General features: G+C 41.9%; 30 protein-coding genes. 18 read left to right on the top strand and 12 right to left on the bottom strand.

The annotated features are described in order from the left end of the window. Positions 1-13: 13 nt before the first annotated feature. Together rimI and tsaD are read left to right on the top strand one after the other, a co-directional pair. Positions 14-529: a ribosomal protein S18-alanine N-acetyltransferase gene (gene rimI, locus EJP82_RS10740; protein WP_246054043.1), complete on the top strand. Its 516-nt coding sequence runs from the start codon at positions 14-16 to the stop codon at positions 527-529. Continuing rightward, a complete protein-coding gene (tsaD, locus tag EJP82_RS10735; protein ID WP_127192148.1) occupies positions 529-1593 on the top strand; it encodes a tRNA (adenosine(37)-N6)-threonylcarbamoyltransferase complex transferase subunit TsaD in 1065 nt (354 codons plus the stop codon). Before rimI ends, tsaD begins: the two co-directional genes overlap by 1 nt. 128 nt (positions 1594-1721) lie before the next feature. On the opposite strand, the gene EJP82_RS10730 is transcribed toward tsaD, so the two are convergent. Both EJP82_RS10730 and EJP82_RS28640 read right to left on the bottom strand, forming a co-directional pair. After that, positions 1722-2198: a bactofilin family protein gene (locus EJP82_RS10730; RefSeq protein ID WP_127192046.1), complete on the bottom strand. Its 477-nt coding sequence runs from the start codon at positions 2196-2198 to the stop codon at positions 1722-1724. After that, on the bottom strand, positions 2198-3223 hold the full coding sequence (locus EJP82_RS28640) for a M23 family metallopeptidase (protein ID WP_127192045.1): 1026 nt from the start codon (positions 3221-3223) through the stop codon (positions 2198-2200). The genes EJP82_RS10730 and EJP82_RS28640 overlap by 1 nt, the downstream gene beginning before the upstream one ends. Before the next feature lie 250 nt (positions 3224-3473). On the opposite strand from EJP82_RS28640, the gene EJP82_RS10720 reads away from it, so the two are divergent. Together EJP82_RS10720 and EJP82_RS10715 are read left to right on the top strand one after the other, a co-directional pair. Continuing rightward, entirely contained in the window at positions 3474-4562 is a 1089-nt protein-coding gene (locus EJP82_RS10720; protein ID WP_127192044.1) for a ParM/StbA family protein, read from the top strand. A gap of 117 nt (positions 4563-4679) precedes the next feature. Continuing rightward, positions 4680-5498 carry a VanW family protein gene (locus EJP82_RS10715; RefSeq protein WP_246054042.1) on the top strand — a complete coding sequence of 273 codons (819 nt, stop codon included), beginning with the start codon at positions 4680-4682 and terminating at the stop codon, positions 5496-5498. Between the two features lie 99 nt (positions 5499-5597). Here the strand turns inward: EJP82_RS10715 and EJP82_RS10710 are convergent, their stop codons facing one another. Further along, positions 5598-5975 (bottom strand): rhodanese-like domain-containing protein, encoded by a 378-nt coding sequence (locus EJP82_RS10710; RefSeq protein WP_127192042.1) that lies wholly within the window; start codon positions 5973-5975, stop codon positions 5598-5600. A 61-nt stretch (positions 5976-6036) separates the two neighbouring features. Then, positions 6037-6960: a cysteine synthase A gene (cysK, locus tag EJP82_RS10705; protein WP_127192041.1), complete on the bottom strand. Its 924-nt coding sequence runs from the start codon at positions 6958-6960 to the stop codon at positions 6037-6039. A 212-nt stretch (positions 6961-7172) separates the two neighbouring features. On the opposite strand from cysK, the gene EJP82_RS10700 reads away from it, so the two are divergent. Both EJP82_RS10700 and EJP82_RS10695 read left to right on the top strand, forming a co-directional pair. Further along, positions 7173-7679, top strand: coding sequence for a hypothetical protein (locus tag EJP82_RS10700; RefSeq protein ID WP_127192040.1), 507 nt, complete (start codon positions 7173-7175; stop codon positions 7677-7679). After that, positions 7666-8175 carry a hypothetical protein gene (locus tag EJP82_RS10695; RefSeq protein ID WP_127192039.1) on the top strand — a complete coding sequence of 170 codons (510 nt, stop codon included), beginning with the start codon at positions 7666-7668 and terminating at the stop codon, positions 8173-8175. The genes EJP82_RS10700 and EJP82_RS10695 overlap by 14 nt, the downstream gene beginning before the upstream one ends. Before the next feature lie 475 nt (positions 8176-8650). On the opposite strand, the gene EJP82_RS10690 is transcribed toward EJP82_RS10695, so the two are convergent. Continuing rightward, positions 8651-10612, bottom strand: coding sequence for an ABC-F family ATP-binding cassette domain-containing protein (locus EJP82_RS10690; RefSeq protein WP_127192038.1), 1962 nt, complete (start codon positions 10610-10612; stop codon positions 8651-8653). Between the two features lie 256 nt (positions 10613-10868). On the opposite strand from EJP82_RS10690, the gene EJP82_RS10685 reads away from it, so the two are divergent. From EJP82_RS10685 to groL, 7 genes are all read left to right on the top strand, one after another. Next, positions 10869-11498: a 5-formyltetrahydrofolate cyclo-ligase gene (locus tag EJP82_RS10685; protein WP_127192037.1), complete on the top strand. Its 630-nt coding sequence runs from the start codon at positions 10869-10871 to the stop codon at positions 11496-11498. 4 nt (positions 11499-11502) lie between these two features. Continuing rightward, positions 11503-11994: a cyclic pyranopterin monophosphate synthase MoaC gene (gene moaC, locus EJP82_RS10680; protein WP_127192147.1), complete on the top strand. Its 492-nt coding sequence runs from the start codon at positions 11503-11505 to the stop codon at positions 11992-11994. A gap of 59 nt (positions 11995-12053) precedes the next feature. Beyond that, positions 12054-12539, top strand: coding sequence for a MogA/MoaB family molybdenum cofactor biosynthesis protein (locus EJP82_RS10675; protein WP_127192036.1), 486 nt, complete (start codon positions 12054-12056; stop codon positions 12537-12539). Positions 12540-12727: 188 nt separating this feature from the next. Next, positions 12728-12949 carry a twin-arginine translocase TatA/TatE family subunit gene (tatA, locus tag EJP82_RS10670; protein ID WP_127192035.1) on the top strand — a complete coding sequence of 74 codons (222 nt, stop codon included), beginning with the start codon at positions 12728-12730 and terminating at the stop codon, positions 12947-12949. A gap of 94 nt (positions 12950-13043) precedes the next feature. Next, on the top strand, positions 13044-13802 hold the full coding sequence (gene tatC / locus EJP82_RS10665; protein ID WP_127192034.1) for a twin-arginine translocase subunit TatC: 759 nt from the start codon (positions 13044-13046) through the stop codon (positions 13800-13802). A gap of 263 nt (positions 13803-14065) precedes the next feature. Continuing rightward, positions 14066-14347 carry a co-chaperone GroES gene (groES, locus tag EJP82_RS10660; protein WP_127192033.1) on the top strand — a complete coding sequence of 94 codons (282 nt, stop codon included), beginning with the start codon at positions 14066-14068 and terminating at the stop codon, positions 14345-14347. 38 nt (positions 14348-14385) lie between these two features. Beyond that, the gene (gene groL, locus EJP82_RS10655; protein WP_127192032.1) at positions 14386-16014 is read left to right on the top strand and encodes a chaperonin GroEL; all 1629 of its coding nucleotides are present in this window, start codon (positions 14386-14388) and stop codon (positions 16012-16014) included. Positions 16015-16269: 255 nt separating this feature from the next. Here the strand turns inward: groL and EJP82_RS10650 are convergent, their stop codons facing one another. Further along, positions 16270-16530, bottom strand: coding sequence for a hypothetical protein (locus tag EJP82_RS10650; RefSeq protein WP_127192031.1), 261 nt, complete (start codon positions 16528-16530; stop codon positions 16270-16272). Positions 16531-17119: 589 nt separating this feature from the next. Here EJP82_RS10650 and EJP82_RS28635 point away from each other — a divergent pair. Next, positions 17120-17254, top strand: a complete 135-nt coding sequence (locus EJP82_RS28635; protein WP_281278189.1) for a hypothetical protein — start codon at positions 17120-17122, stop codon at positions 17252-17254. A 183-nt stretch (positions 17255-17437) separates the two neighbouring features. On the opposite strand, the gene EJP82_RS10645 is transcribed toward EJP82_RS28635, so the two are convergent. Beyond that, positions 17438-18169, bottom strand: a complete 732-nt coding sequence (locus EJP82_RS10645; RefSeq protein WP_127192030.1) for an NADPH-dependent F420 reductase — start codon at positions 18167-18169, stop codon at positions 17438-17440. A gap of 153 nt (positions 18170-18322) precedes the next feature. Between EJP82_RS10645 and EJP82_RS10640 the strand changes: the two genes are divergently transcribed. Continuing rightward, positions 18323-18682, top strand: coding sequence for a winged helix-turn-helix transcriptional regulator (locus EJP82_RS10640; RefSeq protein ID WP_127192029.1), 360 nt, complete (start codon positions 18323-18325; stop codon positions 18680-18682). 80 nt (positions 18683-18762) lie between these two features. Here EJP82_RS10640 and EJP82_RS28830 read toward each other — a convergent pair whose 3' ends face one another. The 4 genes from EJP82_RS28830 to EJP82_RS10620 form a co-directional block, all read right to left on the bottom strand. Further along, positions 18763-19233 (bottom strand): IS3 family transposase, encoded by a 471-nt coding sequence (locus EJP82_RS28830; protein ID WP_425464336.1) that lies wholly within the window; start codon positions 19231-19233, stop codon positions 18763-18765. Next, the gene (locus EJP82_RS28365) at positions 19185-19667 is read right to left on the bottom strand and encodes an IS3 family transposase (protein WP_127192028.1); all 483 of its coding nucleotides are present in this window, start codon (positions 19665-19667) and stop codon (positions 19185-19187) included. Before EJP82_RS28365 ends, EJP82_RS28830 begins: the two co-directional genes overlap by 49 nt. Before the next feature lie 32 nt (positions 19668-19699). After that, the gene (locus EJP82_RS10625; protein ID WP_127192027.1) at positions 19700-19939 is read right to left on the bottom strand and encodes a helix-turn-helix domain-containing protein; all 240 of its coding nucleotides are present in this window, start codon (positions 19937-19939) and stop codon (positions 19700-19702) included. Between the two features lie 522 nt (positions 19940-20461). Beyond that, the gene (locus EJP82_RS10620; protein WP_127192026.1) at positions 20462-21439 is read right to left on the bottom strand and encodes a tRNA dihydrouridine synthase; all 978 of its coding nucleotides are present in this window, start codon (positions 21437-21439) and stop codon (positions 20462-20464) included. A gap of 256 nt (positions 21440-21695) precedes the next feature. Here EJP82_RS10620 and EJP82_RS10615 point away from each other — a divergent pair, with 256 nt between their 5' ends. Next, a complete protein-coding gene (locus EJP82_RS10615; protein ID WP_127192025.1) occupies positions 21696-22166 on the top strand; it encodes a DinB family protein in 471 nt (156 codons plus the stop codon). Between the two features lie 264 nt (positions 22167-22430). Beyond that, on the top strand, positions 22431-23639 hold the full coding sequence (locus EJP82_RS10610) for an MFS transporter (RefSeq protein ID WP_127192024.1): 1209 nt from the start codon (positions 22431-22433) through the stop codon (positions 23637-23639). A gap of 82 nt (positions 23640-23721) precedes the next feature. Here the strand turns inward: EJP82_RS10610 and EJP82_RS10605 are convergent, their stop codons facing one another. Next, positions 23722-24363, bottom strand: a complete 642-nt coding sequence (locus EJP82_RS10605) for a lysoplasmalogenase (RefSeq protein WP_127192023.1) — start codon at positions 24361-24363, stop codon at positions 23722-23724. 565 nt (positions 24364-24928) lie between these two features. Here EJP82_RS10605 and EJP82_RS10595 point away from each other — a divergent pair. Further along, on the top strand, positions 24929-25741 hold the full coding sequence (locus EJP82_RS10595) for an MBL fold metallo-hydrolase (protein WP_127192022.1): 813 nt from the start codon (positions 24929-24931) through the stop codon (positions 25739-25741). Positions 25742-25816: the final 75 nt, after the last annotated feature.

Here is a 25816-nt window from a genome sequence, read left to right as displayed (position 1 = left end):
GAGGAATTGAAGTATGGCCGCGTTAAAGGTAATAGATCCAGAAGAAATTATTCTCCGTAACATGACGATGGAAGATATACCGGATATTATGCTCATTGAGCATGAAGCATTTACACTTCCTTGGAGTGAGGAAGCCTTCCGTAATGAATTGACGCATAATCATTTTGCGCGTTACCTTGTGATGGAACATAAAGGTAGCCTGATTGGATATGCAGGCATGTGGAATATCGTGGATGAATCTCACGTTACGAATATTGCAATAAGGACCGTCTATCGTGGACTCGGTTTAGGTAAAAGACTCCTAAGAGCTATGATGGATTGGGCGATTGAACTCGGTATGCTCCGGATGACGTTGGAAGTACGAATTTCCAATTTAGCGGCCCAATCATTGTATAGTAAGTTTGGTTTCTATCCCGTGGGCACTCGGAAGGGCTATTATTCCGATAATCATGAGGACGCGGTGATCATGTGGTGTGAACTACCACAGCGGGAGTACGGTGAAGAAGAGGAAGGAAGCGAATGGGACTAATGAATTTAGAATCAGCTGTTGAGATGAACATAGATGAGCCACAAGATTGCTATATTCTGGCGGTCGAGACAAGCTGTGATGAAACTTCAGCAGCCGTTATAAAGAATGGGAACGTGGTATTGTCGAATGTAATTGCAAGTCAGATTGAAACACACAAAGCTTTTGGTGGGGTTGTGCCGGAGGTAGCTTCGCGTAAGCACGTGGAGAGCATTACTCTGATTCTAGAAGAGGCGATTCAGCAGGCAGGGATTCCACCAGAGAAACTGTCAGCTATCGCAGTTACGGAAGGTCCGGGACTTGTAGGTGCATTGCTCGTTGGGATTATGGCTGCAAAAAGTCTTGCATTCGCACTCGATAAACCACTGATAGGAACGCATCATATTGCGGGTCATATCTATGCAAATCAACTAACCAATGAGATTCTCTATCCTTGTATGGCGCTTGTTGTGTCTGGTGGACATACGGAACTTGTGTTGATGGAGAAAGAAGGAAGCTTTAAGCTTATCGGCCGGACCCGAGATGATGCTGTAGGAGAAGCCTATGATAAAGTCGCGCGAGCCCTCGGATTCCCTTATCCAGGAGGACCCTATGTAGACAAGCTTGCATGCGAATCTGAGGAAGTAGAAACTTTACCGCGCGCTTGGCTCGAACCAGGTAGTTATGATTTTAGCTTCAGTGGTCTGAAATCGGCTGTGTTGAACACGGTTAATCAGCACCGGATGCGTGGGGAGAATGAGTTTCATCCGGCTATTGCACGCGGATTCCAGGAATCCGTGATTGAAGTGTTAGTGGAAAAGGCCGTCCGTGCAATAGGAGAGACTAGTGCGGTACAGCTTCTATTATGTGGCGGGGTTGCAGCTAACCGTGGCCTGCGTGCAGCTTTAAGCGAGCGTTGTCAGAAGGAAGAGATTCCACTCTTGATTCCACCACTAGTGTATTGTACAGATAACGCTGCTATGATTGGTGCTGCGGCTTACTTGAAATGGAAGAATGGTGAATTCTCAGACCTGGCGCTTAAGGCAGAGCCTTCGCTTTCGTTAGAGGAATGGTCGGTAGCAACATAGTTAATTTGTCTAAATCATCTTGTTCAATAGATGTGAAAGAGGCCCGCATTCGGTTGGAGAACCGTTGTGCGAGCCTCTTTCAATTTGTCAGGCATCATAATTAACAATTAGGGGTTGAAACAGTTTGACTACCAAGTCTTATAAGTAACTTCTTCTTCTACCTGTTTAGCATTCCCTTTCACAGGGGCGACAGGTTCGGCGATTGCTGCGGCGACTTCTAACTTAACTGCTTCGGATTGGGTTATGTTCTCCATCTGGCTATTTCCTTCAAATATACTACCTTCCTCTATAGAAAGAGTAGTTGATTTGATGTTGCCATATAGCTTGCCTTTGGAAGTAATGGATAACTTGCTTCTTGCTTGCACGTTTCCGGTCACAGTACCAGCAATAATGATATTTCTAGCAATAATATTGGAGTGAACTTGTCCATTCTCGCCGACAGTGACATCACCCTCGCAATCGATATCTCCAGTAATTTGTCCTTCTACCCGAATCCCAGCATCGGATTTAATTTTTCCTTCAAAAATACTCCCTGTACCAATTATCGTATCCGTCGTATTAGGGTCCAGCTTTACATCCTTACTTTTACTTTTACTCTTAAACATTACAATCCAACGTCCTCTCCAGGCTTACTTAAGTATATTTCGGGGTTAATTGTTGATCCGTTCTTAACAACTTCAAAATGCAAGTGAGGCCCTGTGCTTCGACCCGTTGAACCAAGTTGCCCTATGGTATCACCTTGGTTGACCTTCGTTCCTTTGGTTGTTGTAACGATTTTCATATGGAGGTAATTGGTCTCTAGTCCTGAAGGATGAGAGATCGTTACAAAATTTCCGCGAGCGGAGCTATATCCAACATCTGTAACCGTTCCATTTGCAGCAGCGTATATGGGATCCCCGGTTTGTCCACCAATATCCAGTCCACTGTGGAGAGTAAGCCTTCCGGTGAAGGGATCTTTACGACTTCCAAAATCAGATGTAGTTCTTGTTGAAATCGTAGGCCAGAAGGTTGGGAGAATGGTCATCATTTTCTTGTAATCTTCGATGGTTACTTTTGCCTTCTCCAATCGAGCTTGTAAGTCAGGCATTTCAGTCAGTGAATTACTAATGCTCTCTTTCGTCTCTTGGATCAAGGAAAGAACATCCTCATCGGATAAAGGGATATCTTCACCGCCCATCCCATCACTTTCTTCCAGAGAATCTTGAGAGGGTTCTGAGGAGAGTTTAACATTTGAGCTAGCTAGTTTATCCGTGCTACTACCATTAGTGATGGATTTCAGTTCAGCTTCAAGCGTCTCTAGTTCGATCATCTTTGCTTCGATACTCTTGGACTTCTCTGAAAGCTCGAGTAATTCGGATAGCAATTTATCAATGGCCTTTTCTTTGTCGTCAACTGTAGTTTGAAGACGATCTGAGGAACGAGAGAGTTCCGTTTCTAGAGAAGTAATTACATTTGAGTTACCTCTATTTATGGATAACAATACCATGGATATGATGAACAGAACTATCACTGTGGTAGAGGCTACTATCAGGGTAGTTGAACGTAGTTTAAAACGGAATACCGGGTTTGTGCCCTCTGGCACAATCATAATGGTATACCGCTTGTTAGTAGGTTTAAACCTCAATTTCATTGTACATTTCCTCCTGAATCTATCGGTGATGGGTCAATGATGAACACCATTTAAATATACTTTGTGGGATTAATTTCCTTGCGCCACTTAACTTTATTCGGCAAATAGTCTTAAATACCTTCTATTTCGAAAAAAAATGTTCCAGAATTTTTGGCAAAAGAAGGATTTTGTCGAATAAAAGCGGAATTACATGAAATGAGTATTTAACTTTGTGTCTTTAAGTACTGTACATTTAACGAGGAGGGAATTTATGATTAGGTTTGCCGGAATTGACGTAGGGAATGATAGTGTCAAAGTAGTAGTCGACGGCTCGCAGCAGCCCATTATTATTCCAAGTATAGTCTCACCCGGTTATGATCGGCATGTGTTACAAGAGGAAGATTCACCAATTAAGGCTTTGGACGTAAGAATTTACAGTCCCAAATTGAAGAAGAGCAATGAACGATATTTTGTTGGATTACTGGCCATTGAGGATCAGGATAACTCAGAGCTTGAAGAGACAGATAATAAAGCAACCAGTGACCAATCGCTGGTCATAGCATTAACAGCGCTTGCTCTTGCTGCACTTACAGGCAAAGCCTATCCTTCTACTGATGGAGGGAAGGAAGAGGTGGAATACATAATCGGGACCGGTTTACCTGTCCGTACATTTGTTTCTTTCCATAAAGCCTTTGAGGAACGTCTTGTAGGTGAACATGAAGTGACGTTCTTATCCACTCCTGAGCTTCGCGGAAAGACGGTGCGAGTGATCGTTCGCCGAGCAGTTGTATCGGTTGAAGGAGCAGCGGCACTATTCCATTTGGCAACGAATGATAATCTACAGATAAGAAATGAAGAATTGCATAATGGCATCATCGGGGTCTGTGAGATTGGTGCTTTGACTACAGATTTCCCTGTTGTGAAGCGGATGAATATCGATAACCAGTTCAGTACTGGCGAACAGTTCGGACTTGCTACTTATTTGGACTCCATTATCCGTGAAGTAGAGGATAAGTACGGCTATCGCTTTCCAAGCCGCGCGAAATTAATCCAACGGATACGTAATCGGGAATTTACCATCCAACGTGTGGGTGAAGGGAAGGCTGATATTCGTCCAATAGTTGATGTATATTTCGGCAGGGCAGCACAGAAGCTTGTTGATCTAATCAAAAAACGGTGGAAGAAATACCCGGATATTGAATGTTTCTATGTTCTTGGTGGAGGTGCGTCTGCCCTGCGGACGTATATGGTTGAATCCGCTGGGTCTATGCGCTTGCGGTTTGAAGAGAATAGCGAACTGTTAAATGTTCATGGCTACTTGAAACTTGCCAAGAACAAGGCAGGTCAAGTACAGAACTAATGTATATAGCAAACCCCAGTGGATAGAGTCAAACATCCAATGGGGTTCTTTTTTTATAGGATTGATGTATACTCTGGGGGGAATGAAGCTGGAAATCCAATAAATGGAGGAGAGCAAGTGAAACCTATCAAACGGTCCAAGATTAGAATGTGGGTAGGCACAAGGTATTTTCGGTGTAAACGACATTTAAAATGGATATTCGGCGACGATAAATGGGCTACAAAGCGAGAAAGCGAACTTTTCCAAGAGCACATAGCGCAGCATCAAACAATTCTACTCAGGCAGCTGAAGGATGTAGATATGCAGTTGCAGCATAACAAAATTATTAATCTGAAGATAGCCGTGCAAAAGATAGATGGGTTGATTATTCATCCTGGACAGACGTTCTCTTTCTGGCGTTTGGTAGGCAAGCCGACGAGGAGAAAAGGGTACGTCGATGGTATGATTCTTCATTATGGGAAGTTTAAGCACGGTGTAGGTGGCGGTTTATGTCAACTTACAAATCTACTCTATTGGATGAGTTTACATTCCCCGTTGGAGATTAAGGAACGTCATCGTCACAGTTATGATGTGTTTCCAGATTCATCTCGGAGTCAGCCATTTGGAAGCGGGGCTACCTGTTCATACAATTATTTGGATCTGAGATTATATAACCCAACGGATCATCCACTTCAATTATGTATCAGGTTAACTGATACGGACCTAATTGGGGAGATTAGATCTAAGATGAAGCCAATTCATCGTTATGAAGTCTATGAGAAGCAACATCGAATCACCGGTGAATATTGGGGTGGGCATGTGCGGCATAATTTGATTTATCGAAGGACTTATTCTTTGGATCAAGTATTAATCGAAGATACTTACGTAACGGAGAATCATGCGCTAATGATGTACGAACCCTTGCTTGAATCTGGAGTCACAACAGTGAATGAATAGATATATCCTTGTTGCGGAAAAATTCTGTGATGAGTAAAGAGGCTGATTTACAAGGGTGTTTACTTGTGTAATCAGCCTCTTCTTATGAGGGGAAAGAGATCATTCTCTTTCAAGTTTCTGTGGTTCGAACGTTGTGATAATATTCTCTGGGCCTGAGGTAACTTCATGTTCCCAGTTCAGCATGCCACCTTCGTAGTTATGAACCTGTTCGAAGCCGAAATGTTTGAAGTAGTTCGCTACCTGTAAGCTTCTGTATCCGCTTCGACAGACAAATACATATTCTCTTTCTTTATCAAGATCATGGATATAACTTGCGATTTCCCCCATTGGTATTAATGGGATACCGGGAATATGTGCTCCGATATATTCATGAGGCTCCCTGACATCAATGATCAGGGTTCGATTTGCGGGGTCCTGAATTATTTCATGAAGCTCGTTACTGTCAATGTGGGATATACCATCGATTATTGTACTCATTTGCGACGCACCTCACTTTATAGTTAGTTTATGTTACGGCGACTCGATTGATCGGACTCTCTCACTGAAATACATCCATACTAAGGTATCGTTCTCCGGTATCAGGGGCGATGCACAAAATGCGTTTACCCTTACCGAGTTTGCGGGCGAACTGAAGCGCTGTCCATACAGAAGCTCCAGCCGATGGACCAACAAGGATGGCCTCCAAGGCAGCGAGCTTTCGGGTAGTTTCGAGCGCATCTTCATCTTTGACTTGGACAATCTCGTCGTAAACCTCAGTATTTAGTACCGACGGGATAAATCCAGGACTTGTTCCTACGAGTTTATGAGGTCCGGGTTGGCCGCCTGAAAGAACAGGAGATCCTTGTGGTTCGACGACAATAACTGAAATACCTGGAATATGTTCGCGGAGATATTCACCTGTTCCTGTTATGGTTCCACCTGTTCCAGAAGTAGCCACAAACATATCCAAACGTCCGTCCATTTGCCGGAATATTTCTGGTCCGGTCGTAAGTCGGTGAATTTGCGGATTCGCAGCATTTTGAAATTGTTGAGGCATGAAGCTTCCTGGAATTTTCTCTAGTAATTCTAATGCCTTCTCGATGGAACCACTCATCCGTTTCGCAGCGGGGGTAAGTATAACCTCTGCACCATAGGCTTTGAGTATATTAATCCGCTCTTTCGTCATATTGTCAGGCATGATCAGAATTGCTTTATATCCTTTGGCAGCTGCATTCATAGCTAACCCAATACCAGTATTACCGCTTGTAGGCTCAATGATCGTAGCACCCGGCTTCAGCATGCCTGCTCGTTCTGCTTCTGTGATCATATAAGAGGCTGCGCGATCTTTGACGCTTCCGCTTGGATTGAAATACTCGAGCTTGACGTAGACTTCGGCGTCCATTTCTCCAATCAGACGGTTTAACTTGACGGCAGGTGTATCGCCGACCAACTCCGTGATGCTGTTTACCACTTTACGGGTCAATTTACATCCACCTTTCTTAAGCCGCTTGTGTGTATATATTATCTGTTAAATTCGTCACTTTCAAGTAAGCCCAAAGGCTTCGTAATTTTCAAATAGTTCGGCATATGTTAAAGTATTCCTAATCATATAGAAGATATTGGTAGAGGGCGTTTCTAAAAATATTAGTGATATATTTCACATGATTCAAGTTTGTATTAAGGAGATGATATTGAATGGTTGCTGCATCAAAACGTACTTTTACTGGTTGGTTGTTAATTGCACTTCAAGCTTTTCTTGGTATAGGAGCCGTGGTGGGTGGCTTATTTCTGGTTTTTGATCCTAGCGGTAATATGATGGGGATGTCTATTGATCTCATGAAGGTGACGATATTTCCTGATTTTCTGATTCCAGGAATCATTCTGCTGTTAGCACTAGGTGTGTTTCCACTGATTGTTATGTCGGCTCTCATTATAAAATGGGACTGGAAAATAGGAGAGAAGTTGAATGTATTCAAGCAGCTACACTGGTCATGGGCATTTTCACTTTATATCGGATTTGCACTTATTATTTGGATTACGGTGCAAGTCTATATCGTTAGCGAAATATCTACCATTCATATTGTTTATATAACGCTCGGATTAGCTATTCAAGCTGTGACTTTGTTGCCATCTGTCAGTAGTTATTACACCAAATCTAATTCAACACTTATTCATGGGGGAACAAAACATGTTGCCAATTAATATAGATAGAGCCAGTAAAGGTAGAGTCGGGCTTGCTATGCTGATTTGTGGATTGATCTTGTTGTCACTACTTAGCGGTTGCGGTGCTACGGATCGGCAGAAGGGAGTCTATGATGATGTAGCAGAAATATCATCTGAAGGCGATACATACAGTTACGGGAGTCAGTTGGGCGGAGTTACCCAAGATGGGGGACTTGAGAAATCTTTCTCACGTTTTAATGGAATGGATACAGTATGGATATTCTCTGTGAAAGAAGAAGGAAATGTGACCATTCATTATGATCAAGAAGTGTATAAAGGGAAATTCAAACTCGTAGCTGTTGATCCTGATCAAATGGTTAACGTTCTTACGGAGGGGACAGCCAAGGGTGACAACGTACTCCATGTTAAGAAGGGGACTTACCGGATTAAACTGGTGGGAAGCGGGGCAAAAGCTAAGATAAATATCTCAATTGAAGCCGACGAAGGAATTGAAGTTGATGTAACAGGCAAGTGACTTGGGTTGAAGGTTGAATCATAGTGAGATAATTAAGATTTAAGAACAAGGAGAGAAGTACCGTGAATGTTGCCAAGCTAACATTCGGGGACTTCTCTATTTTTATAATCGTTTGTATGAAATAGAAGGTAACAACATCCAAGGAGGATATTTTGTTAATTTAATGTTATGGATTTGTCAAGCTGTGTACAAGGTTATCCACAGATTGTCGATAGAATTAATGAAAAAAAGATGAAAGCTTGCGTACCAAGAGTTTGAACATTTTTACGAAAAACAAGTCATTTTTTTCAGAAAACTGTGGATAGTGTGCATAACTCGGTGGATAAGACATGAAAATTTAGGAAATTGGCTACGTACCCGTAAAAAAACGACCTAATAGGTCGCTTTTGATGCCGAGCTGAATTCTTCGAGTGTGGATATCTATGTGAATAAAAGCCGGGATTGTTAAGGCAGTGTAAAAAAATTTTTTTTAGGCTTATCCCTGCTCAGCTAATGTCTCCCATTCTTCATAAGCAGCCAACACCTCTGCTTTATTCTTATCGATTTCTGTCTGACGTTCTTGAATAGCTACATAGTCTTGATATACCTCAGGGAGTGTCAATTGAATCTCAAGCTCAGTAATTTCACTCTCCAGTTTCGCGATGAGCTGTTCCAACTGCTCAATACGACGGAGACGGCTTCGTTCTTCCCGTTTAGCTTGTTTGTCTGCTTCAAAGGAAGCAGCCCCTGTCTTAGCGACCGAGGACTCCAAATCTGCAGCTGAGCGACTTGTCTTTTTGGTGGCCTCAGCTGCAGCCTTCTCAGCGGCGATCTCCAAGAGTTCCTGTTTTTTCGCTATATAATCGTCATAATTTCCTAGGAAATGTTGTGAGCCACGGGGATGAAGCTCGACAATTCGCTCGGCCATTTTGTTGAGAAAATAACGGTCGTGAGAGATAAAGAAGAGTGTTCCATCGTAATCAAGTAGAGCAGATTCCAACACTTCTTTGCTGTACAAATCTAAATGGTTCGTTGGCTCATCGAGAATAAGAACATTGGCTTGTTGGAGCATTAATTTGGTCAGTGCTACACGAGCCTTTTCGCCACCACTAAGTGCCGCAATTTTCTTGAGTACATCTTCACCACTGAATAAGAAATTACCTAGCACACTGCGAATACGTGTCTCCTCCAGATGGGGGAACGTACTCCAGACTTCTTCCAAAATTGTATTTCGCAGATTTAAATGAGTTTGCTCCTGATCGTAATATCCGATTTTGACTTTACTTCCCCATTTAATCGTACCTGTGGAAGGTTCAAGGTCACCAATAAGCAGTTTGAGTAGTGTGGATTTACCGACACCATTAGGGCCAATCAGTGCAATTGTTTCCCCTCGCTTCATGTCGAAGGAGACGTCTTGGAACAAGGGAGCTTTATTATCTCCGAAGGAGTAAGAGAGATCGCTTGCTTGTAAGACTTCCTTGCCAGTCATTACCTCTGCTTCAAATGAGAAGCTAGCTTTCTTGAGGTCGCCGAGTGGTCGATCCATAACATCCATTTTCTCCAGTGCTTTACGTCTGCTTTGCGCACGTTTGGTGGTGGAGGCACGGACAATATTGCGTTGAATGAAGGTTTCCATTCGCTCAATTTCATCCTGTTGTTTCTCGAATAGTTTCATTTGGCTCTCATATTCTGCAGCTTTGAGATCGATGTAACGACTGTAATTTCCCGTATATCTACGGGATTGATTGCGTTCGATTTCGACAATTGCAGTGACAAGTCGATCAAGAAAATAGCGGTCATGTGAGACCACCAGCAAGGCACCAGAGTAATTCCGAAGATAGTCTTCCAACCATGTCAATGTTTCAATATCCAAATGGTTTGTTGGCTCATCGAGCATGAGTAGGTCCGGAGCTTGTAGCAAGATCCGAGCCAACGCAAGCCTCGTTTTCTGACCGCCACTTAGTGTAGAAATGACCGTGTCAGGTGCGAAGTTGCCAAAGCCCATTCCGTGAAGAATGCTTCGGATCCGAGTCTCCATTTCATATCCACCATTATCCTTAAACCAGTCGGACTTAACGGCGTAACGTTCAAGTAAGTTTTGATAAGCTTTTTCGTTAGCAGCTTGATTCGGATCGGCGATCTGTATTTCCATTTGGCGTAACTCACGTTCCGTTTCGATTAATGGGGCAAATACGCTGAGCATTTCCTCCCATATCGTGTTCTCTGATTGTAAGCCGCTATTTTGGGCAAGATAGCCAATCGTCGTTTCTTTAGCTTTGAAAATTTGTCCGCCATCATAGGACATTTCATTGGCTAAAATTTGTAGAAGAGTCGATTTACCTGCGCCGTTGACTCCAACAAGACCGATGCGGTCCCGCTCTAAAATCTGCAGGTTAATCCCATTGAGCACACTAGTAACACCGTATAATTTTGTAATGTCCGTTGCTTGAAGCAGCATAACTATATTGATCCTCCATATCGTTAGGAACCTTAATCATTTATAGGTTATCCGTATTAATTTATCTTCTATTAGTGTACATGAAAAGAGGGCTTAGTGCACCGCTCATTGTTATCGCTTAACAGAGGCTCAATAAGGGTTTGATGATCAGTTTTCATTTTGTGCTAACAATGATACACTAGGTGAAGAGATGAACTAGGGATGGCTATTCAGAACAAGGGAACTCCAATCTTCGAAGGTGGTAAGGAGGAGTAACTTGGATATCGCAGATTTGAAACAAACATTAAGACATCAGATGATAGATACTCGGTCCCGGGTAACTGAATCTTCCCGTAGGGAACAGTCAGAAGAGGCATGCCTTCGGGCTGAGCATGAGGTGCTAGGCCCTCTTCGAGAACTCAGAGGAGGAAGACTAACCGTGTTCAGTTACGTATCGTTTCGTGACGAACCTGATACGCGTTATTTTATCCAGAATAGTCTGATCCGAGGTGATCGGGTACTGGTGCCCAGAATAGCCCCCAACGCTTCGCTAGTACTGCATGAATACGTTGATGAGCAAAGTCTTGTCCCTGGCGTTTGGGGAATTCTCGAACCAGGTGAGGATGCGGCAGTTTGGCCCGTTTCCCGCTGGAATGAAATTGATGTAGTACTTGTACCAGGACTTGCATTCGACGATCAAGGTGGCCGAATCGGTTTCGGGGGAGGATACTACGATCGTTTTATTGCCAAACTTAGAGACCTGGGACATAATCATACTAAACTTGCAGCATTGGCACTAAAGGAACAATTTATTGCCAGGGATATTCCCATGGAAGATCATGATTTTAGGCTGGACATGCTGTTTACGGCGTCCGGCGTTATATATAGGAAAGAAAGTAGTGAATAAAGCTATGGATTCGGCTGCAGTTCAAGGGGAACTGACTCATTTTAATGATCAAGGTAGAGCGCACATGGTAGATATATCAGAGAAGGACATATCCGTTCGTGTGGCTATAGCCAGCTCTATGGTAACTATGGATCCATCCACACTCGAAGCCATTAAGCAAGGTAAGATTGGTAAGGGGGACGTGCTTGCAGTTGCCCAGATTGCTGGTATTCAGGGGGCAAAGGCAACATCACAATGGATTCCTCTGTGTCATCCGCTACCGCTAACAGGTGTGAATATTGTTTTTACCGATAATGGACTTGATGAACTTTACATAGAAGCCTCGGTTAAAACGGAGGGTAAAACTGGCGTAGAAATGGAGGCGCTGACAGCGGTATCAGCAGCAGCACTGACGGTATACGATATGTGCAAAGCGCTGCAGAAGGATATGGTGATCGGACCTACACTGTTACGATCCAAAATGGGTGGCAAGAGCGGGGATTATACCCGGTCTTAGCAGAGAGAGAGCTAATATTATCGGAACGGGAGTTCCTAAATGGATGAGGGGGTGAGCACTTGGTTTGGAAGACTGCAATCCTTACGGCAAGTGACAAAGGAGCCAGAGGTGAACGTGAAGATACGAGCGCCCAGGTTATCCGGGAATTGGTTGAGGAAGAATTGGGTGGCGAGATTATCGAGTATCGCATCGTTCCAGATGAACCCGATGAGATCATTGCCGCTTTGATTGAAATGACTGATTATTTCCACGCCGATCTTGTTCTTACAACAGGGGGTACAGAATTAGCCATTCGGGACGTAACTCCGGAAGCGACAAGGCGGGTTATTGAGCGAGAGGTACCGGGGATGGCCGAAGCGATGCGATATTCAGCAATGCAGAAAAATCCAGGTGCCATGCTGTTCCGGGGCATTGTTGGTATTCGCGGACGTACATTAATCGTTAATTTACCTGGTACACCGAAAGGTGTGCATGAGAATTTAGCTGCAATTATGAATCAACTACCTGAAGCATTATTGATGGTAACAGGACAATTTCGTTTGTAAATGATGGGTAAGAATGAATCAATGTATTTTCACCAGCGAAATAACGATCGTCTTTTCTGTAAATATGTTAAATGTGTCGAATAATCAGGCTATAACTGTGACATTAGTTATGGTATGATGTGGGCGTATGCAGGAAACGTGATGATGAACTACCTTATCTATTTGTTGTTTCGGAAGGGGAAACTATCATGGGCGCTGGTGGATTGCTATTGATCATTATTGCAGCATTGCTGTTATTTGGGCCTAACAAGCTGCCTGAATTAGGGAGAGCTGTGGGTCGTACTTACCGTGAATTCAAAGAGGCGACACGGGATATCGTAGATGATGGACCTGAGGTGAAGAAGCCAGAAGCATCTGTTGCTGTAAAGAGTGAGTCTCCGAAACCTGATGATTGGCGATTACCTGAATAGTTGAACTGGAGATCTCTATACGAAGAACAATCCCTTCTTTTTTGAGGGGATTTTGTATGATGTAGGAGTAAACAAGGACTAAAGGGGGCGGAGTATGGCTCAGGGGCAGGAGCAGTTGAGCGTGATCGATCATTTGTCGGAACTTCGCCGGCGATTATTCTTCACCTTACTGGTGTTTACAGTAGTTCTCGTAGCAGCCTTCTTTGTTGTTAAACCTATCTATCATTATTTGACGGTAAATGTAATCTCAGGAGTGCAGATTGAACTGAATGCGTTCTCTTTCTGGGACGGCGTCGGAGTCTATATGAAAATTGCGATGATGGTAGCGCTTGGCATTACACTACCGTTTACCCTATTTCAAATTTGGGCGTTCGTCAGTCCTGGTCTGAAGCCTAAGGAACGCAAAGCGACGTTGAGATATATTCCATTTGTATTTATTTGTTTTCTATTAGGTGTTGCATTTGGCTATTTTGTCGTCTTTCCGCTTGCGATGACGTTTACAGGTTCCTTAAATAAGGAGTTAGGTTTAATAGAGACGTATGGCATGGCTGATTACTTCAAGTTCTTAATTAACATTGTGTTACCGATCTCTCTATTATTCGAGCTCCCGGTTGTCATTTTATTCCTAACTCATATAAGGATTTTAAACCCACTCAAGTTGCGAAAAATGAGACGTGTGGCTTATTTTGCACTGGTTGTTATTTCAGTTATGATTACACCAGCTGATTTTTTCTCGGCATTTCTCGTACTGGTTCCGCTTATTGTGTTGTATGAGTTTAGTGTGCTGCTATCTAGTCGTGTACATCGTCGGCAATTAGCTGCAGATGCGGAACGTAAGGAAAAATATAAATAGATTATTTCAACGCGCTACTTTTCTTAATAAGCGCGTTTTTTTGTAAGTAAAAGGGTAATATAGGTGAGTACGGAGGAAAGATGAAGGAGTGCTTTGAGGTTGTTTTTAAAAAAGTAGGTAAAAAATATTCAAAGAAACTTGAAATTTTGGCTCAAGTTGAGTATCATAAATATTGGTTGTTAGCACTGAGGCATGTCGAGTGCTAATCACGAGGATTACAACTATTAGATTAACACCAACATATTCAAAGGAGGACATTATTCATGATCAAACCTTTAGGTGAACGCGTATTGGTAGAAGCAATTGAGCAAGAGCAAACAACAGCTTTCGGTATCGTGCTTCCAGACTCATCCAAGGAAAAACCACAAGAAGGTGTAGTTGTTGCTGTTGGTAGCGGTGCATTGAAAGACGGGGTTCGGGTTCCTCTAGAAGTTAAAGAAGGCGACCGTGTATTGTTCTCTAAATACGCTGGAACAGAAGTTAAATACGAAGGTAAAGAATATCTGATAATGAAAGAAAGCGACATTCACGCGATTATCGGTTAAGAAATATTCGCTTAAATTATATAGGGAGGTAATTAACAATGGCAAAGGATATAAAATTTAGTGAAGACGCGCGTCGCGCGATGCTTCGTGGTGTAGATGCTTTGGCAAACGCAGTAAAAGTAACATTGGGACCTAAAGGTCGCAACGTGGTACTGGAGAAAAAATACGGTAGCCCATTAATTACAAATGACGGCGTAACAATTGCTAAAGAAATCGAACTAGAAGATGCATTCGAGAACATGGGTGCTCAACTAGTTAAAGAAGTAGCAACTAAAACAAATGATGTAGCCGGTGACGGTACTACTACTGCAACAGTTCTTGCTCAAGCTTTGATTCGTGAAGGCTTGAAAAACGTAACTGCAGGTGCTAGCCCAATTGGTCTTCGAAAAGGTATCGACAAAGCTGTTAAAGCTGCGGTAACTGAATTGCAAAAGATCTCCAAAACTATTGAAGACAAACAATCGATCGCTCAAGTGGCTGCAATTTCTGCTGGCGACGAAGAAGTGGGCGAATTGATCGCTGAAGCAATGGAGAAAGTCGGTAAAGACGGCGTAATTACCGTTGAAGAATCCCGTGGATTCGCAACCGAATTGGAAGTTGTAGAAGGAATGCAATTCGATCGCGGATACATTTCCCCATACATGATCACAGATACTGACAAGATGGAAGCTGTTCTGGACAATCCGTATATCTTGATCACGGATAAGAAAATCAGCAGCACGCAAGAAATTTTGCCACTTCTAGAGAAAATCGTACAACAAGCTCGTCCGCTCTTGATTATCGCTGAAGATATCGAAGGCGAAGCACAAGCTATGTTGATCGTTAACAAACTACGTGGCACGTTCAACGCTGTAGCTGTAAAAGCTCCAGGCTTTGGCGACCGTCGTGAAGCAATGCTGCAAGATATCGCTGCTTTGACTGGTGGTCAAGTGATCACTGAGAAACTCGGCCTTGACTTGAAGAGCACGACTATCGAGCAATTGGGTACAACTCGTCAAGTGCGTGTAACTAAAGAGAACACAACCATCGTAGACGGTAGTGGTGATAAAGGCGACATTACAGCTCGCGTGAATCAAATCCGTGCACAACTGGAAGATACAACTTCCGAGTTCGACAAAGAAAAACTGCAAGAGCGTCTAGCTAAATTGGCTGGCGGCGTAGCAGTAATCAAAGTCGGTGCAGCTACAGAAACAGAATTGAAAGAACGCAAACTTCGCATTGAAGATGCTTTGAACGCTACTCGTGCAGCGGTTGAAGAAGGTATCGTATCAGGTGGCGGTGTAGCACTTGTGAATGTATACAATGCAGTAGCAGCAATCGATGTTACTGGCGATGAGAAGACAGGCGTAAGCATCGTGCTTCGCGCGTTGGAAGAACCAATTCGTACTATCGCAGCAAATGCTGGTGAAGAGGGTTCCGTTATCGTGGATCGTCTGAAGAAAGAACAACCAGGTATCGGATTCAACGCAGCTACTGGCGAATGGGTAAACATGATTGAAGCAGGTATCGTTGACCCAGCGAAAGTAACTCGTTCTGCACTACAACATGCAGCTTCCGTAGCAGGTCTATTCCTGACAACTGAAGCAGTTATCGCAGACAAACCAGAACCAGAAAAACCAGGTATGCCTGATATGGGCGGCATGGGTGGAATGGGCGGCATGATGTAATCATTACATCAAAAAGCCTGATATATCAAGGAAAACGGGACCTTTAGGGGTCCCGTTTTTGCTTAAAAATCACGTAATGGCAATCATAGAGAGGGCTCAGCAACCTGTGGAAGAAAAATCGAAAGCAGACGGCGCCGTATAGGGCGTATTTTTTTTGACACAGAGTTATTTAAAGGAAGTGAAGTGATGGAATTTAGATCTTTAATTCCAATGCTGAGAATGTTGATTTGAAAATTCAATCTATGAAGGCAGGGGCTATCCGATGGAGTATTCCTTCCAAGAAATACCCTGAAAATCAATGCTAGCTAAAAAATTAACAATATCTTGTTTTCCATGATACGTAGGTATGCCATTGGGATTCTGTGCCATCAAAACAATTGGAATGCCGAGAGGAAAGTAAGGTCTAAACCTACTTCTCACTATTTCGCGTTCTGCAGAATTAAGAATTTGAGGTTTTACAATTACAATAGCAAAGGTTACACCTTGTTCTTTAACTACAGCGCCTTGATATTTCAAGGTTGTTATCTCCTCTCTTTGATTTAATAGGAATAACGATCTATATTGTAATTCGCTAAACTGGGACAATTTACCTTTTTATTCTTGTGTGTAGTTAATATTTTCGAATGGTTTCCATTATGTTTTTTACTTTGCCATCACTGTTACGTGAGGAATATCTATTAAAAATTAGAACAGGGGAATGGGGATGCCGGATCGCAATTGGAAACGTTGCAACGTGTAACACGAGTCGAGACTAAGGTAGATTACATTGAGGAACGCAATTAATGCCCGTAGCCCGCGCTCAGCAAATCGATCAGCAAAAGAAAATGCTGGATAACGAAATAATTAGGCAAATACAACGTAAAATGATTGCTGATAAATTTCAATAATCTATAGTTTAAATTATTCATGTATTAATGCGAGATTTTTATATAGTTAAAGCCCACTAACCTATATGAACTGCCTTCAAGGTATCAGTTCTGTATGGTCGGTGGGCTTTTTTCCTTATATAAAAAACTTCTCAAAAACAGGACTCCGCGACCATCACATCGAATAATGTGAAGCTACTCACCACATAATACTACCGACACGAGGAGGTGTATTTGTGATGAATGAGAAGAATAATGCGAAGCATAGCTCCAAACAAGTAAAAAAGAAACTAGGTGTTCCAAGTCTTGATGCAGAATTTGCTGGTGAAAATTCAGATGCCTATAAAGGAGCGTCCCAAAAGACGAAGAAATAGAATGAGCATAAGACCACCTAGGTATATGGTCAAGACCCAATATTGTAGACAATGAAAAAAGCCCTATAAAACTGAATTATTTAAATGACAAAGCGGCAGACTAGAATTTGGTCAGCCGCTTCAATGATTTAACTATCGTCTCCCGTTAGTTGATCGCCAATTACCTCAATAAGGGTTTCTAACTTAAGAATTAAATATTTCTCTATTTGCTTTAATAACATCTTGAATTGAAATTGCACCTGGAGAAGCTGACAGCTTTTCCATCACCTTATCACGCAGAAATGGAGCTTTTTCTTTATTCGCTTTATTTAAGGCTATGGTTAGTTCCTCTTTTGTAAGTTCTGTACAGTACGCAGGGGTTCCTGGCTGTTGTCTCCACGAATCGCTTAAAGAACCACTATCTACGGAGTCGAAGCCTAGATTGTTCGCTAGACCCATAATTTTATTTTTATGGGATAGGTCATCACCAGCAATCGCTATGGCAATGCGTCCATTAGTCCCTTCGGGAGTTCCATGATGTTCTAACGTATAGGCTAAGAAATTGTTGAAAGCTTTAATGATAGGTCTACCAAAATGATTGGATACCCACACACTTTCAACCATCCCGTTCTCAATCTCTTCGATCTTATTGCTTATTTGAGGATAATAATTTGAAGTGTTTACAACGACTACTTTCTCCCCAACTTTATCAATAATGTTGCGAATGCTTGGCAGCGTGTGGAAAGGGATTGATGTTATAAGAACATCAATATTTTTAATTACATCTTCTACGATTACAGGTATTCCTGTAAGTTTTTTCCCTTCCAAGCGTTCAATCCCACGAGCATCTGCAATCTTGACATCATGTCCATTCTCAACCAATTTTTTCGCAATATTTGATCCAATTGGTCCTGCACCTATAATTCCAAATCTCATTTTCATTCCTCCTATTTTCTACTTTATTATTGAGTCGATTGAGTAATCTGTATACATGCACTAATATATATACATTGCTCTTATTTTTGAAGAGGGAAATTAAAATTGACATAGTACTTTTTTTTGTACCAAACAGCAGATTGAGGTGGAAAGGTGTCTAGAATAAGCAAAGATGGATTTAACGAAGAATGTAAGAAGGATCACAGAGAAGTATATGGCATTGCCTATACCCAAAACATGCTTTCAGGACGTTGGAAGTACCTGATTCTATGGTTTTTAAAGTATAAACCGCATCGATACAATGAAATCAAGACTCTTTTATGGGGGATTTCACAAGGGTCTCTAACCAAGCAACTTCGAGAATTAGAAGCGGATGGCTTAATTAATCGCAAAGTTTATCCCGAAGTACCTCCGCGTGTTGAGTATTCGTTAACATCAAAAGGGGAGAAATTGATTCCAATTATTGATCTAATGGAGGAATTCGGAAAGAAGTTTGGAGACAAAATAGATTAATTATATTGGGTATTTTTAAATTAAATTGCCCATTAGCTTAATGAAGTCCAGTTCTAACATTTGATTTTGATCTAACACACTCATGATGTGAATTGTAGTCGATACTCAACTGGAGTCTTCTTTTTTAATTTAATTTGGATTCGTTCATTATTATAAAATCGAATGAACTCCTCAATTCGTTGTTGAGCCTCGCTAATTGAACTAATATCATAGGGGTAGAGTGCTTCCGTTTTTAGATGCGAGAAAAAACTTTCCATTGCGGCGTTGTCTATACAATTGCCCCGACGAGACATGCTGATTCGAGCGCCGACCTTAGGTAGTAGATCGTGGTATTCGTGGGACGTATATTGGGATCCCTGGTCGCTATGAACGATTAGATCAGCTATCTTACCAGAAGCATCCTTGTGTTGTTTAAAAGCTTTTGCAAAGGTGTTCAGCACCAACTCATTGTCATTTCTAGTGTTAGTATGAAACGCTACAATAACATTCCCACACAAATCTTTTATGGCAGACAGATAGAGACGCTGCTCCCCAACGCGGTATTGTGTGATATCTGTAACCCATTTAAGGTTTGGTTTCGTAGCAGTGAATTCACGATAAAGAGGTTTGGAGATACCCTGCCATCTGATTGCGCGGTTTGATAATTACTAAAATAGGGACGCTTAGCACGAATGATAGATCTAATACCCATTTCTTGCATCAGACGTAATACTTTCTTATGATTCACCGTTTCATTGTACTGACGTTCTAACTCACCTTGGATTCTCCTATAGCCGTAAATTCGCTCACGCTGTAGATAAATCGCCTTTATCCGCTGCTTGATTACGCCATCAGGGTCTGCTTGCTTACGCTTAAGATATCTATAGTATACGCTCCTCCATACATCAAGTAATTCACATAGCAGAGTCACTGGGTAAAGATCAGATAACTCCTCGATAATTGCATACTTGCCTTTTACACCTCCCGTTTCCAGATTTCTAAGCACTTTTTTAGTACCGTATTCTCCCGTTGAAGTTGTTAGTTGTAACGATCCTTATCTATATACTCTTCTCGGCGGCCTCTGTTATCCAATAATCCGTATTCGCCTAGTTTCCTGAATTTATACACCCATTTACGTTTACGAACTCTATCTTTATCTTGTATTCCATACTTTTCTGTAATCTGCTTGTACGTCCATTTGTCCTCCTCGTGTAAACGCACGGCTTCTTTCCTTACTTCATTTGAATACAATTTATTCGTTTGCTCTCTTTTCCTCATAAAAATACACCCCTAAAGTATCATCGGTTTCCCATATGGGTTTTTCCAATGTCTACTATAAGGGGTGCACTTCAATATCCTAAGTGGTCTTTATTATCGATATGATTGGGGATGTTTTTTTTCACCAAAGTAAGTCGAAAATTTATATTAAACATATTGAAACGGTAACTAAGAACATAAAAAAATTAAATGTTCGACTCTCTCGAAGCCAACTTAATTTGCCGTAATTTCTTCCACAGAATGGACATCTGCGAACAGTTTTTGAAACTAAATAGTTGCAAGATATACATAGAGTCATAGGGTTATTTCGTCCTTCCTCATTTTGTCTCGATAGACGTACAAAAGAAGAAAGACAGTTATATAAAAGCCCTTCTAGCGAAGGGAGCGCAATAATCAGAGACCTTTCATGAGTTCATTGAACTTTTGGGAGGTCTCTCATTATTTTTGATGTAGTCGTATTGATTTCGCAAACATTTCGGAGTGAAGTCTAAATACTTGGATTCTGGAAAAGGTGGGTATGTCTCAATCTAATTCTTCATCTAAAACACGTTTTACTAAACGACGTACTTCATCTGTTGAAGAGGTATCCATTAATTGGATTCTTAGTTCGTTTGCACCTCTAAATCCACGAACATAGATTTTGAAAAAGCGAAGAAGTGGTTTAAATAGACGTGGTTCGGTTTCTATGGAATATTTATCGTGAAGATCCAACTGTAAAAGTAGTAAATTGAGAAAATCCTTCGCGCTATGTTCTTTATGATCTTTTTCAAAAGCAAATGGATTGGTGAAAATACCGCGGCCAATCATGACACCATCAACGCCGTATTGTTCTACTAATTTTAATCCTGTTGCGCGGTCAGGAATATCTCCATTAATAGTTAACAACGTATTTGGAGCAATTTCATCTCGTAATTTTTTTATTTCAGGGATTAACTCCCAGTGTGCATCTACTTTACTCATCTCTTTTTTTGTACGAAGGTGAATGGAAAGATTCGCAATATCTTGTTTAAATAAATGTTCTAACCAATTGCGCCACTCGTCAATATTAGTGTAACCTAATCTTGTTTTAACACTAACTGGTAATCCACCTACTTTTGCTGCTTGGATAATTTCTGCTGCAACTTCAGGACGTTGTATTAATCCAGCACCTTTTCCGTTGGGCGCGACGTTGGGTGCTGGGCATCCCATGTTTAAATCGATACCACGAAAACCAAGTTTTTTCATATCAATACTCATCTGTTCAAAAAATGCTGGTTTATCGCCCCAAATATGAGCGACAATCGGTTGCTCATCTTCTGTGAATGTTAACCGACCACGGACACTATGTCTTCCTTCAGGGTGACAATAACTTTCTGTATTTGTGAATTCCGTGAAAAATACGTCGGGTTTTGCAGCTTCACTAATGACGTGACGAAATACAACATCTGTGACATCTTCCATTGGCGCTAATATAAAAAATGGCTTCGGTAAATCAAGCCAAAAGTTCTGTTCGTTACTCATTTTATCTCCTCCTGTTGCAACATCTAAAAAAGATTTTTAGCAATTGCGAAGTCCTTTATCCATCATACATAGTATCATTTCTTTTCGTTTGATGCACAGAATCTCACCTAATATCATGGGCGGTATTATGTCATAAGTTTGAGGAACGCTGATACAAGGGATTTGTTGGAGCTGGCTTAGAAGCAGTGGGTTGGTTTGAATTTAGAGTCCTATAGAGTATACAATAGAAAGGAATACATTCATTGGAGGCAAATACATGTACCGTAAAGCAGGAGACTTTTTGATAGATTGGACAGCATCGGCGCCTGGTACGCTGTCCGTCATGAAAGCGATCACGGACGACAAGATGAACACGGCGATCGTGGAAGGACATAACTCTCTGGGCTGGTTGGCTTGGCATTTGGTCGGCACGGCGGGAGCGTTCGGACAGCTTGCCGGATTGAATACTCCCGCGATTGAGCGGGGGACTGAAGTACCGGAGCGAATGGGCGAGATCGTGGAGAAATACGAGGCAGTTATCGATGCCTATAATAGCGAAGCAAAAAAATTCACGGATGAAATGATGACTGAAGAAATCAACGTTTTTGGAGGCAAGATGATCAGAGGCAAGTTTTTGCGGATGCTCATCGATCATCAGACACATCATCGTGGTCAAATGACGGTATTGCTCCGTCAGGCGGGCCTAACGGTGCCGGGCGTGATGGGACCGACGAAAGAGATGCAGTAAGCTCTGCTTGCTAATACAATATCTGTTTGAACCGAGCGAGCCGTTCTGAAGGATGGACTCGCTTGTTTTTTTTTAAATCCCTTCCGAATCAACAACGTATACGCAAACGGAAATATTCCAAGTAAGAGTCTGCGAATCCGTAGGCTCTTTTATTATGTCTGGAAGGAAGAGCACGAAAAATAGGATTGCTCAACATAGCCTAAATGAGTAATATGAGTATTGCATGTTCTTTTAAATATAGAGAAAAATGGGTAGGGGAGCACCATGAAAACAACACGACAGAACGCATTGATTTTCTCGTTTACGTTTATGGCTTTTATTCTGGGTACGACGGAGTATATTATTGTTGGCTTACTCTCGGAAATATCCGCGAGTCTTGGAGTTACGCTAGCGACAGCCGGGGGATTGGTATCAGGCTTCGCGATCTCTTACGCGATTGGCACACCTCTAATGATGTCCTTATGCAGCCGTGTTCCGAAACGGATTACGATTCTTGTAACTCTTGTATTGATTCTGCTACTGAATTTGTGGAGTGCTGTATCCGGATCTTACAGTATGCTATTGGTGACGAGAATAGTTACAGCCGTACTGTGTGGCTTTGTCCTGTCTGTAGCAATTACGATAGCTAGCGAAGTGGTTGACCCTGACAAGAGAGGCAAAGGGATTGCTACTATTCTGAGTGGTTTCGCGATTGCGAACGTGCTTGGTGTGCCGATTGGCACATTAGTAGGGCAGTTTTTCACTTGGCCGGCTGCATTTGTTCTAAATGGAATATTAGCTGGAATTGCTATTGTACTAAATTATATGTATATTCCACGCGGACTACCGAAACCTGTGCCTAGCTCGCTCAAGGATCAGGTCGAACTGCTCACGAATGGACGCATCATTCTTGCTTTCTTTATTCCGGTTATGGCTGTGGGAGCCGTATTTGTTATGTATACATACATTACACCGTTACTGGAACAAGTGATGAATATTCCTAAGAGTTCGGTCAGCGGTGTGCTGCTGGTATATGGGATTGCCACGATTGTTAGCAACTGGCTAGGAGGTAAGATTGCGTCGGGAAATGCGGTAAGCAAGCTTAGATTCGTATTTCTTATACAAACGGTAGTCTATATCGTTTTTAGTATGACCGCATCGATCCCGATTTTAGGAATGGTCGTACTCATGGTGTTAGCCACAATGTCGAGTATTGTGAGCGCACCAGCACAGCTCTATTTGATCGATTTGGCCAAGCAGTTCGCACCAAGAACGAAGGACCTTGCCGCATCGTTGAATCCAGTTGCCTCTAATGTGGGAATCGCAGGAGGATCCGCGGTTGGTGGAGTGGTTGTCCAGCATGGAGGCTTAACCTCTCTTCCAATAGCTGCTGCCATTATGGCGATAGGGGCATGTTCAATTGCGGTGATATGCAGTAGGTTGGATCATCCAGGGCAAACGACGGCGAATGTTCAACATCATACCAATGGGTGAGGTTGTAAACGAAAATACCAAAGGCAAAGTGGCACTTGAAGCATGCGCAAGTGTCACTTTGCCTTTGGTTCTTCGTCTGTTATTAAGCTACTACGTCCTTTTGATGATAGGAATTGACCTTATCATGCCCTATGCTTTTACTAATAAGGAATTGAGCGGTGTAATAGGTTGACATAATGATTGGACCTGAATAGGCGACATCTGAAACAAACATATTCCAGGATAAAATGGAGTCTGAAGTGATGAACAATAAACTACCCAATATGGCCCATTTATTACTTGTCATAATAGAGAACCAACCCATCGAAGCAATAGCAACGAGATAAATAAATACGGGAATGACTAATCCTCCGTCACCTGAATCTATTAGAGCATGATATAGCTGGTATCCCATAAACCCACTAAATATAAGAATTGGAATGATCGTCAGGAATCTTAACCAAGAGAATCGCCATCTTGTGATGAATGCCGCGGTATAGAATAGATGACCAATTAGAAATGCAGACAGTCCAATCATAAACCATTGAAGAAGACCGTCACCAAGCATACAGAAGAATAAACCGATAAGTGTAATTAAAGAATATCGATCTTTTACATTTGGTTTCTGTAAATAAGCATAAATCAGAATTAGCCACATCGGAATTAATTTATAAATTAGTGCAGAGCTCCCAAAAATATAAACAAGCCCCATCACCAGAATTGCTGCAGGTAACCACCGTTTCATTATTCATACCCCCGGCATATTTGATTTAAAGTTAGCAGCTCTGTGGCTTTATTCATCCGCATTTCGCTAATTATATCAGATAGTGCATTTGTGGTTAATGTTTAATTAACCGGCTCAAATGAATTGGAGACATCGAGAACTCGTCTGCTATTGAATTTTAGCACAGGTTGGAATTGCAATAGTCTTGTTCAATAATTTGATGTACTTTTTTAATGAGGTATTCTTGTTTTGTACTTCGTTTTTGTATTTCTTGAGAACTGATATTTGATAAGAGCTTCGATGCTGTACTTGCCATTTTAAGCAGAGAGAGTGGCAGTCGAACAATTTGAAAACAATATCTATATCCACTGAATGTTAGTCTTGTAGATGATGTTGAGGGTGGCCTGAGAATATTTATGGAAAAGGCAAAACAAAGCAGGTTTAGATAAGATTCAAGACGAATATAAGAAGCAATGGTTGCAGTATTTGGATGATGCAAATATTAGGTGAGCCAGTTTAAAGTATGACTCAGGGAGAACAGCAGGACTAACGTCCTGTTGTACTCTATTACAAGGGGGTAATTTTTATGAAAATTCACTTTCATGGAACAGCTGCATTTGAAGGAATTCCTTCTTTATTCTGCCATTGCGAGACTTGTAAGCAAGCCAAAGTACTTGGCGGGAAAAATATTCGTACACGGACTTCGGTCTTGATTGATGAGGTGCTAAAGATCGACTTTCCGGCGGATACCTTACATCATTCCATCCGTGATTCTGTTGATATGGATAAGGTTCGTGATTTATTATTTACACATTCACATTCCGATCATTTGTACCCTGAAGATTTACTGATTCGTGCGTTTGGTTATGCCCAATTTATTGAAGAGGAAGAGCTCCATCTGTATGGTCATGACTTGCCTATTAAGCACTGCAGTCAATTGCTCGCCACGGAATCGCATCGCTTCCAATTCCACAACTTGAAACCGTTTGAAACCGTACAAGCACAAACAGCTACGATTACCCCATTGCTTGCCAAGCATGATCCTAAAGAAACTTGTTTATTGTACATAATAGAGAAGGACGGCAAAACTATATTTTATGGTCACGACAGTGGTTGGTTTCCTGAACAGACTTGGGACTGGTTGAAAGGGAAGAAGCTGGATCTTGCCATTCTGGAATGTACAACGGGGAATGCCGAACAATGCGACGGTCATATGAATGTCAAGGATACACTAAAAACACGGGATTGGTTGGCCCAGAATAATGTTATGAAAGTGGAAGGGAAAATCGTGGTAACTCATTTCTCTCATAATGCCCATCTGCTACATGAAGATTTGATGCAAATTTTTGAACCGAAAGGTATTATAGTTGCATTTGATGGGATGCAACTGGATATATGAATCCAGGTCTACACTCATGAATTGAAGTTATTGCTGTGATGTCCGTGGTTGTCTTACTGGTTCTATGCTTCACAT

The organism is Paenibacillus anaericanus (assembly GCF_003994475.1).
Lineage (GTDB): Bacteria > Bacillota > Bacilli > Paenibacillales > Paenibacillaceae > Fontibacillus > Fontibacillus anaericanus.
The sequence above is the reverse complement of the archived record's forward strand: the minus strand, read 5'-3'. Positions and strand labels throughout refer to the sequence as shown.

Coding starts and splice junctions, on each gene's coding strand:
- EJP82_RS10615 (WP_127192025.1), top strand. CDS start 21,696: ATGTACCGTAAAGCAGGAGACTTTTTGATAGATTGGACAGCATCGGCG.
- EJP82_RS28640 (WP_127192045.1), bottom strand. CDS start 3,223: ATGAAATTGAGGTTTAAACCTACTAACAAGCGGTATACCATTATGATT.
- EJP82_RS28635 (WP_281278189.1), top strand. CDS start 17,120: ATGAATGAGAAGAATAATGCGAAGCATAGCTCCAAACAAGTAAAAAAG.
- rimI (WP_246054043.1), top strand. CDS start 14: ATGGCCGCGTTAAAGGTAATAGATCCAGAAGAAATTATTCTCCGTAAC.
- EJP82_RS10730 (WP_127192046.1), bottom strand. CDS start 2,198: ATGTTTAAGAGTAAAAGTAAAAGTAAGGATGTAAAGCTGGACCCTAAT.
- tatA (WP_127192035.1), top strand. CDS start 12,728: ATGGGCGCTGGTGGATTGCTATTGATCATTATTGCAGCATTGCTGTTA.
- EJP82_RS10610 (WP_127192024.1), top strand. CDS start 22,431: ATGAAAACAACACGACAGAACGCATTGATTTTCTCGTTTACGTTTATG.
- EJP82_RS10690 (WP_127192038.1), bottom strand. CDS start 10,612: ATGCTGCTTCAAGCAACGGACATTACAAAATTATACGGTGTTACTAGT.
- EJP82_RS10620 (WP_127192026.1), bottom strand. CDS start 21,439: ATGAGTAACGAACAGAACTTTTGGCTTGATTTACCGAAGCCATTTTTT.
- tatC (WP_127192034.1), top strand. CDS start 13,044: ATGGCTCAGGGGCAGGAGCAGTTGAGCGTGATCGATCATTTGTCGGAA.
- EJP82_RS10710 (WP_127192042.1), bottom strand. CDS start 5,975: ATGAGTACAATAATCGATGGTATATCCCACATTGACAGTAACGAGCTT.
- EJP82_RS10645 (WP_127192030.1), bottom strand. CDS start 18,169: ATGAGATTTGGAATTATAGGTGCAGGACCAATTGGATCAAATATTGCG.
- groES (WP_127192033.1), top strand. CDS start 14,066: ATGATCAAACCTTTAGGTGAACGCGTATTGGTAGAAGCAATTGAGCAA.
- EJP82_RS10700 (WP_127192040.1), top strand. CDS start 7,173: ATGGTTGCTGCATCAAAACGTACTTTTACTGGTTGGTTGTTAATTGCA.
- EJP82_RS10605 (WP_127192023.1), bottom strand. CDS start 24,363: ATGAAACGGTGGTTACCTGCAGCAATTCTGGTGATGGGGCTTGTTTAT.
- tsaD (WP_127192148.1), top strand. CDS start 529: ATGAATTTAGAATCAGCTGTTGAGATGAACATAGATGAGCCACAAGAT.
- EJP82_RS10595 (WP_127192022.1), top strand. CDS start 24,929: ATGAAAATTCACTTTCATGGAACAGCTGCATTTGAAGGAATTCCTTCT.
- moaC (WP_127192147.1), top strand. CDS start 11,503: ATGGATTCGGCTGCAGTTCAAGGGGAACTGACTCATTTTAATGATCAA.
- groL (WP_127192032.1), top strand. CDS start 14,386: ATGGCAAAGGATATAAAATTTAGTGAAGACGCGCGTCGCGCGATGCTT.
- EJP82_RS10720 (WP_127192044.1), top strand. CDS start 3,474: ATGATTAGGTTTGCCGGAATTGACGTAGGGAATGATAGTGTCAAAGTA.
- EJP82_RS10625 (WP_127192027.1), bottom strand. CDS start 19,939: ATGAGGAAAAGAGAGCAAACGAATAAATTGTATTCAAATGAAGTAAGG.
- EJP82_RS10695 (WP_127192039.1), top strand. CDS start 7,666: ATGTTGCCAATTAATATAGATAGAGCCAGTAAAGGTAGAGTCGGGCTT.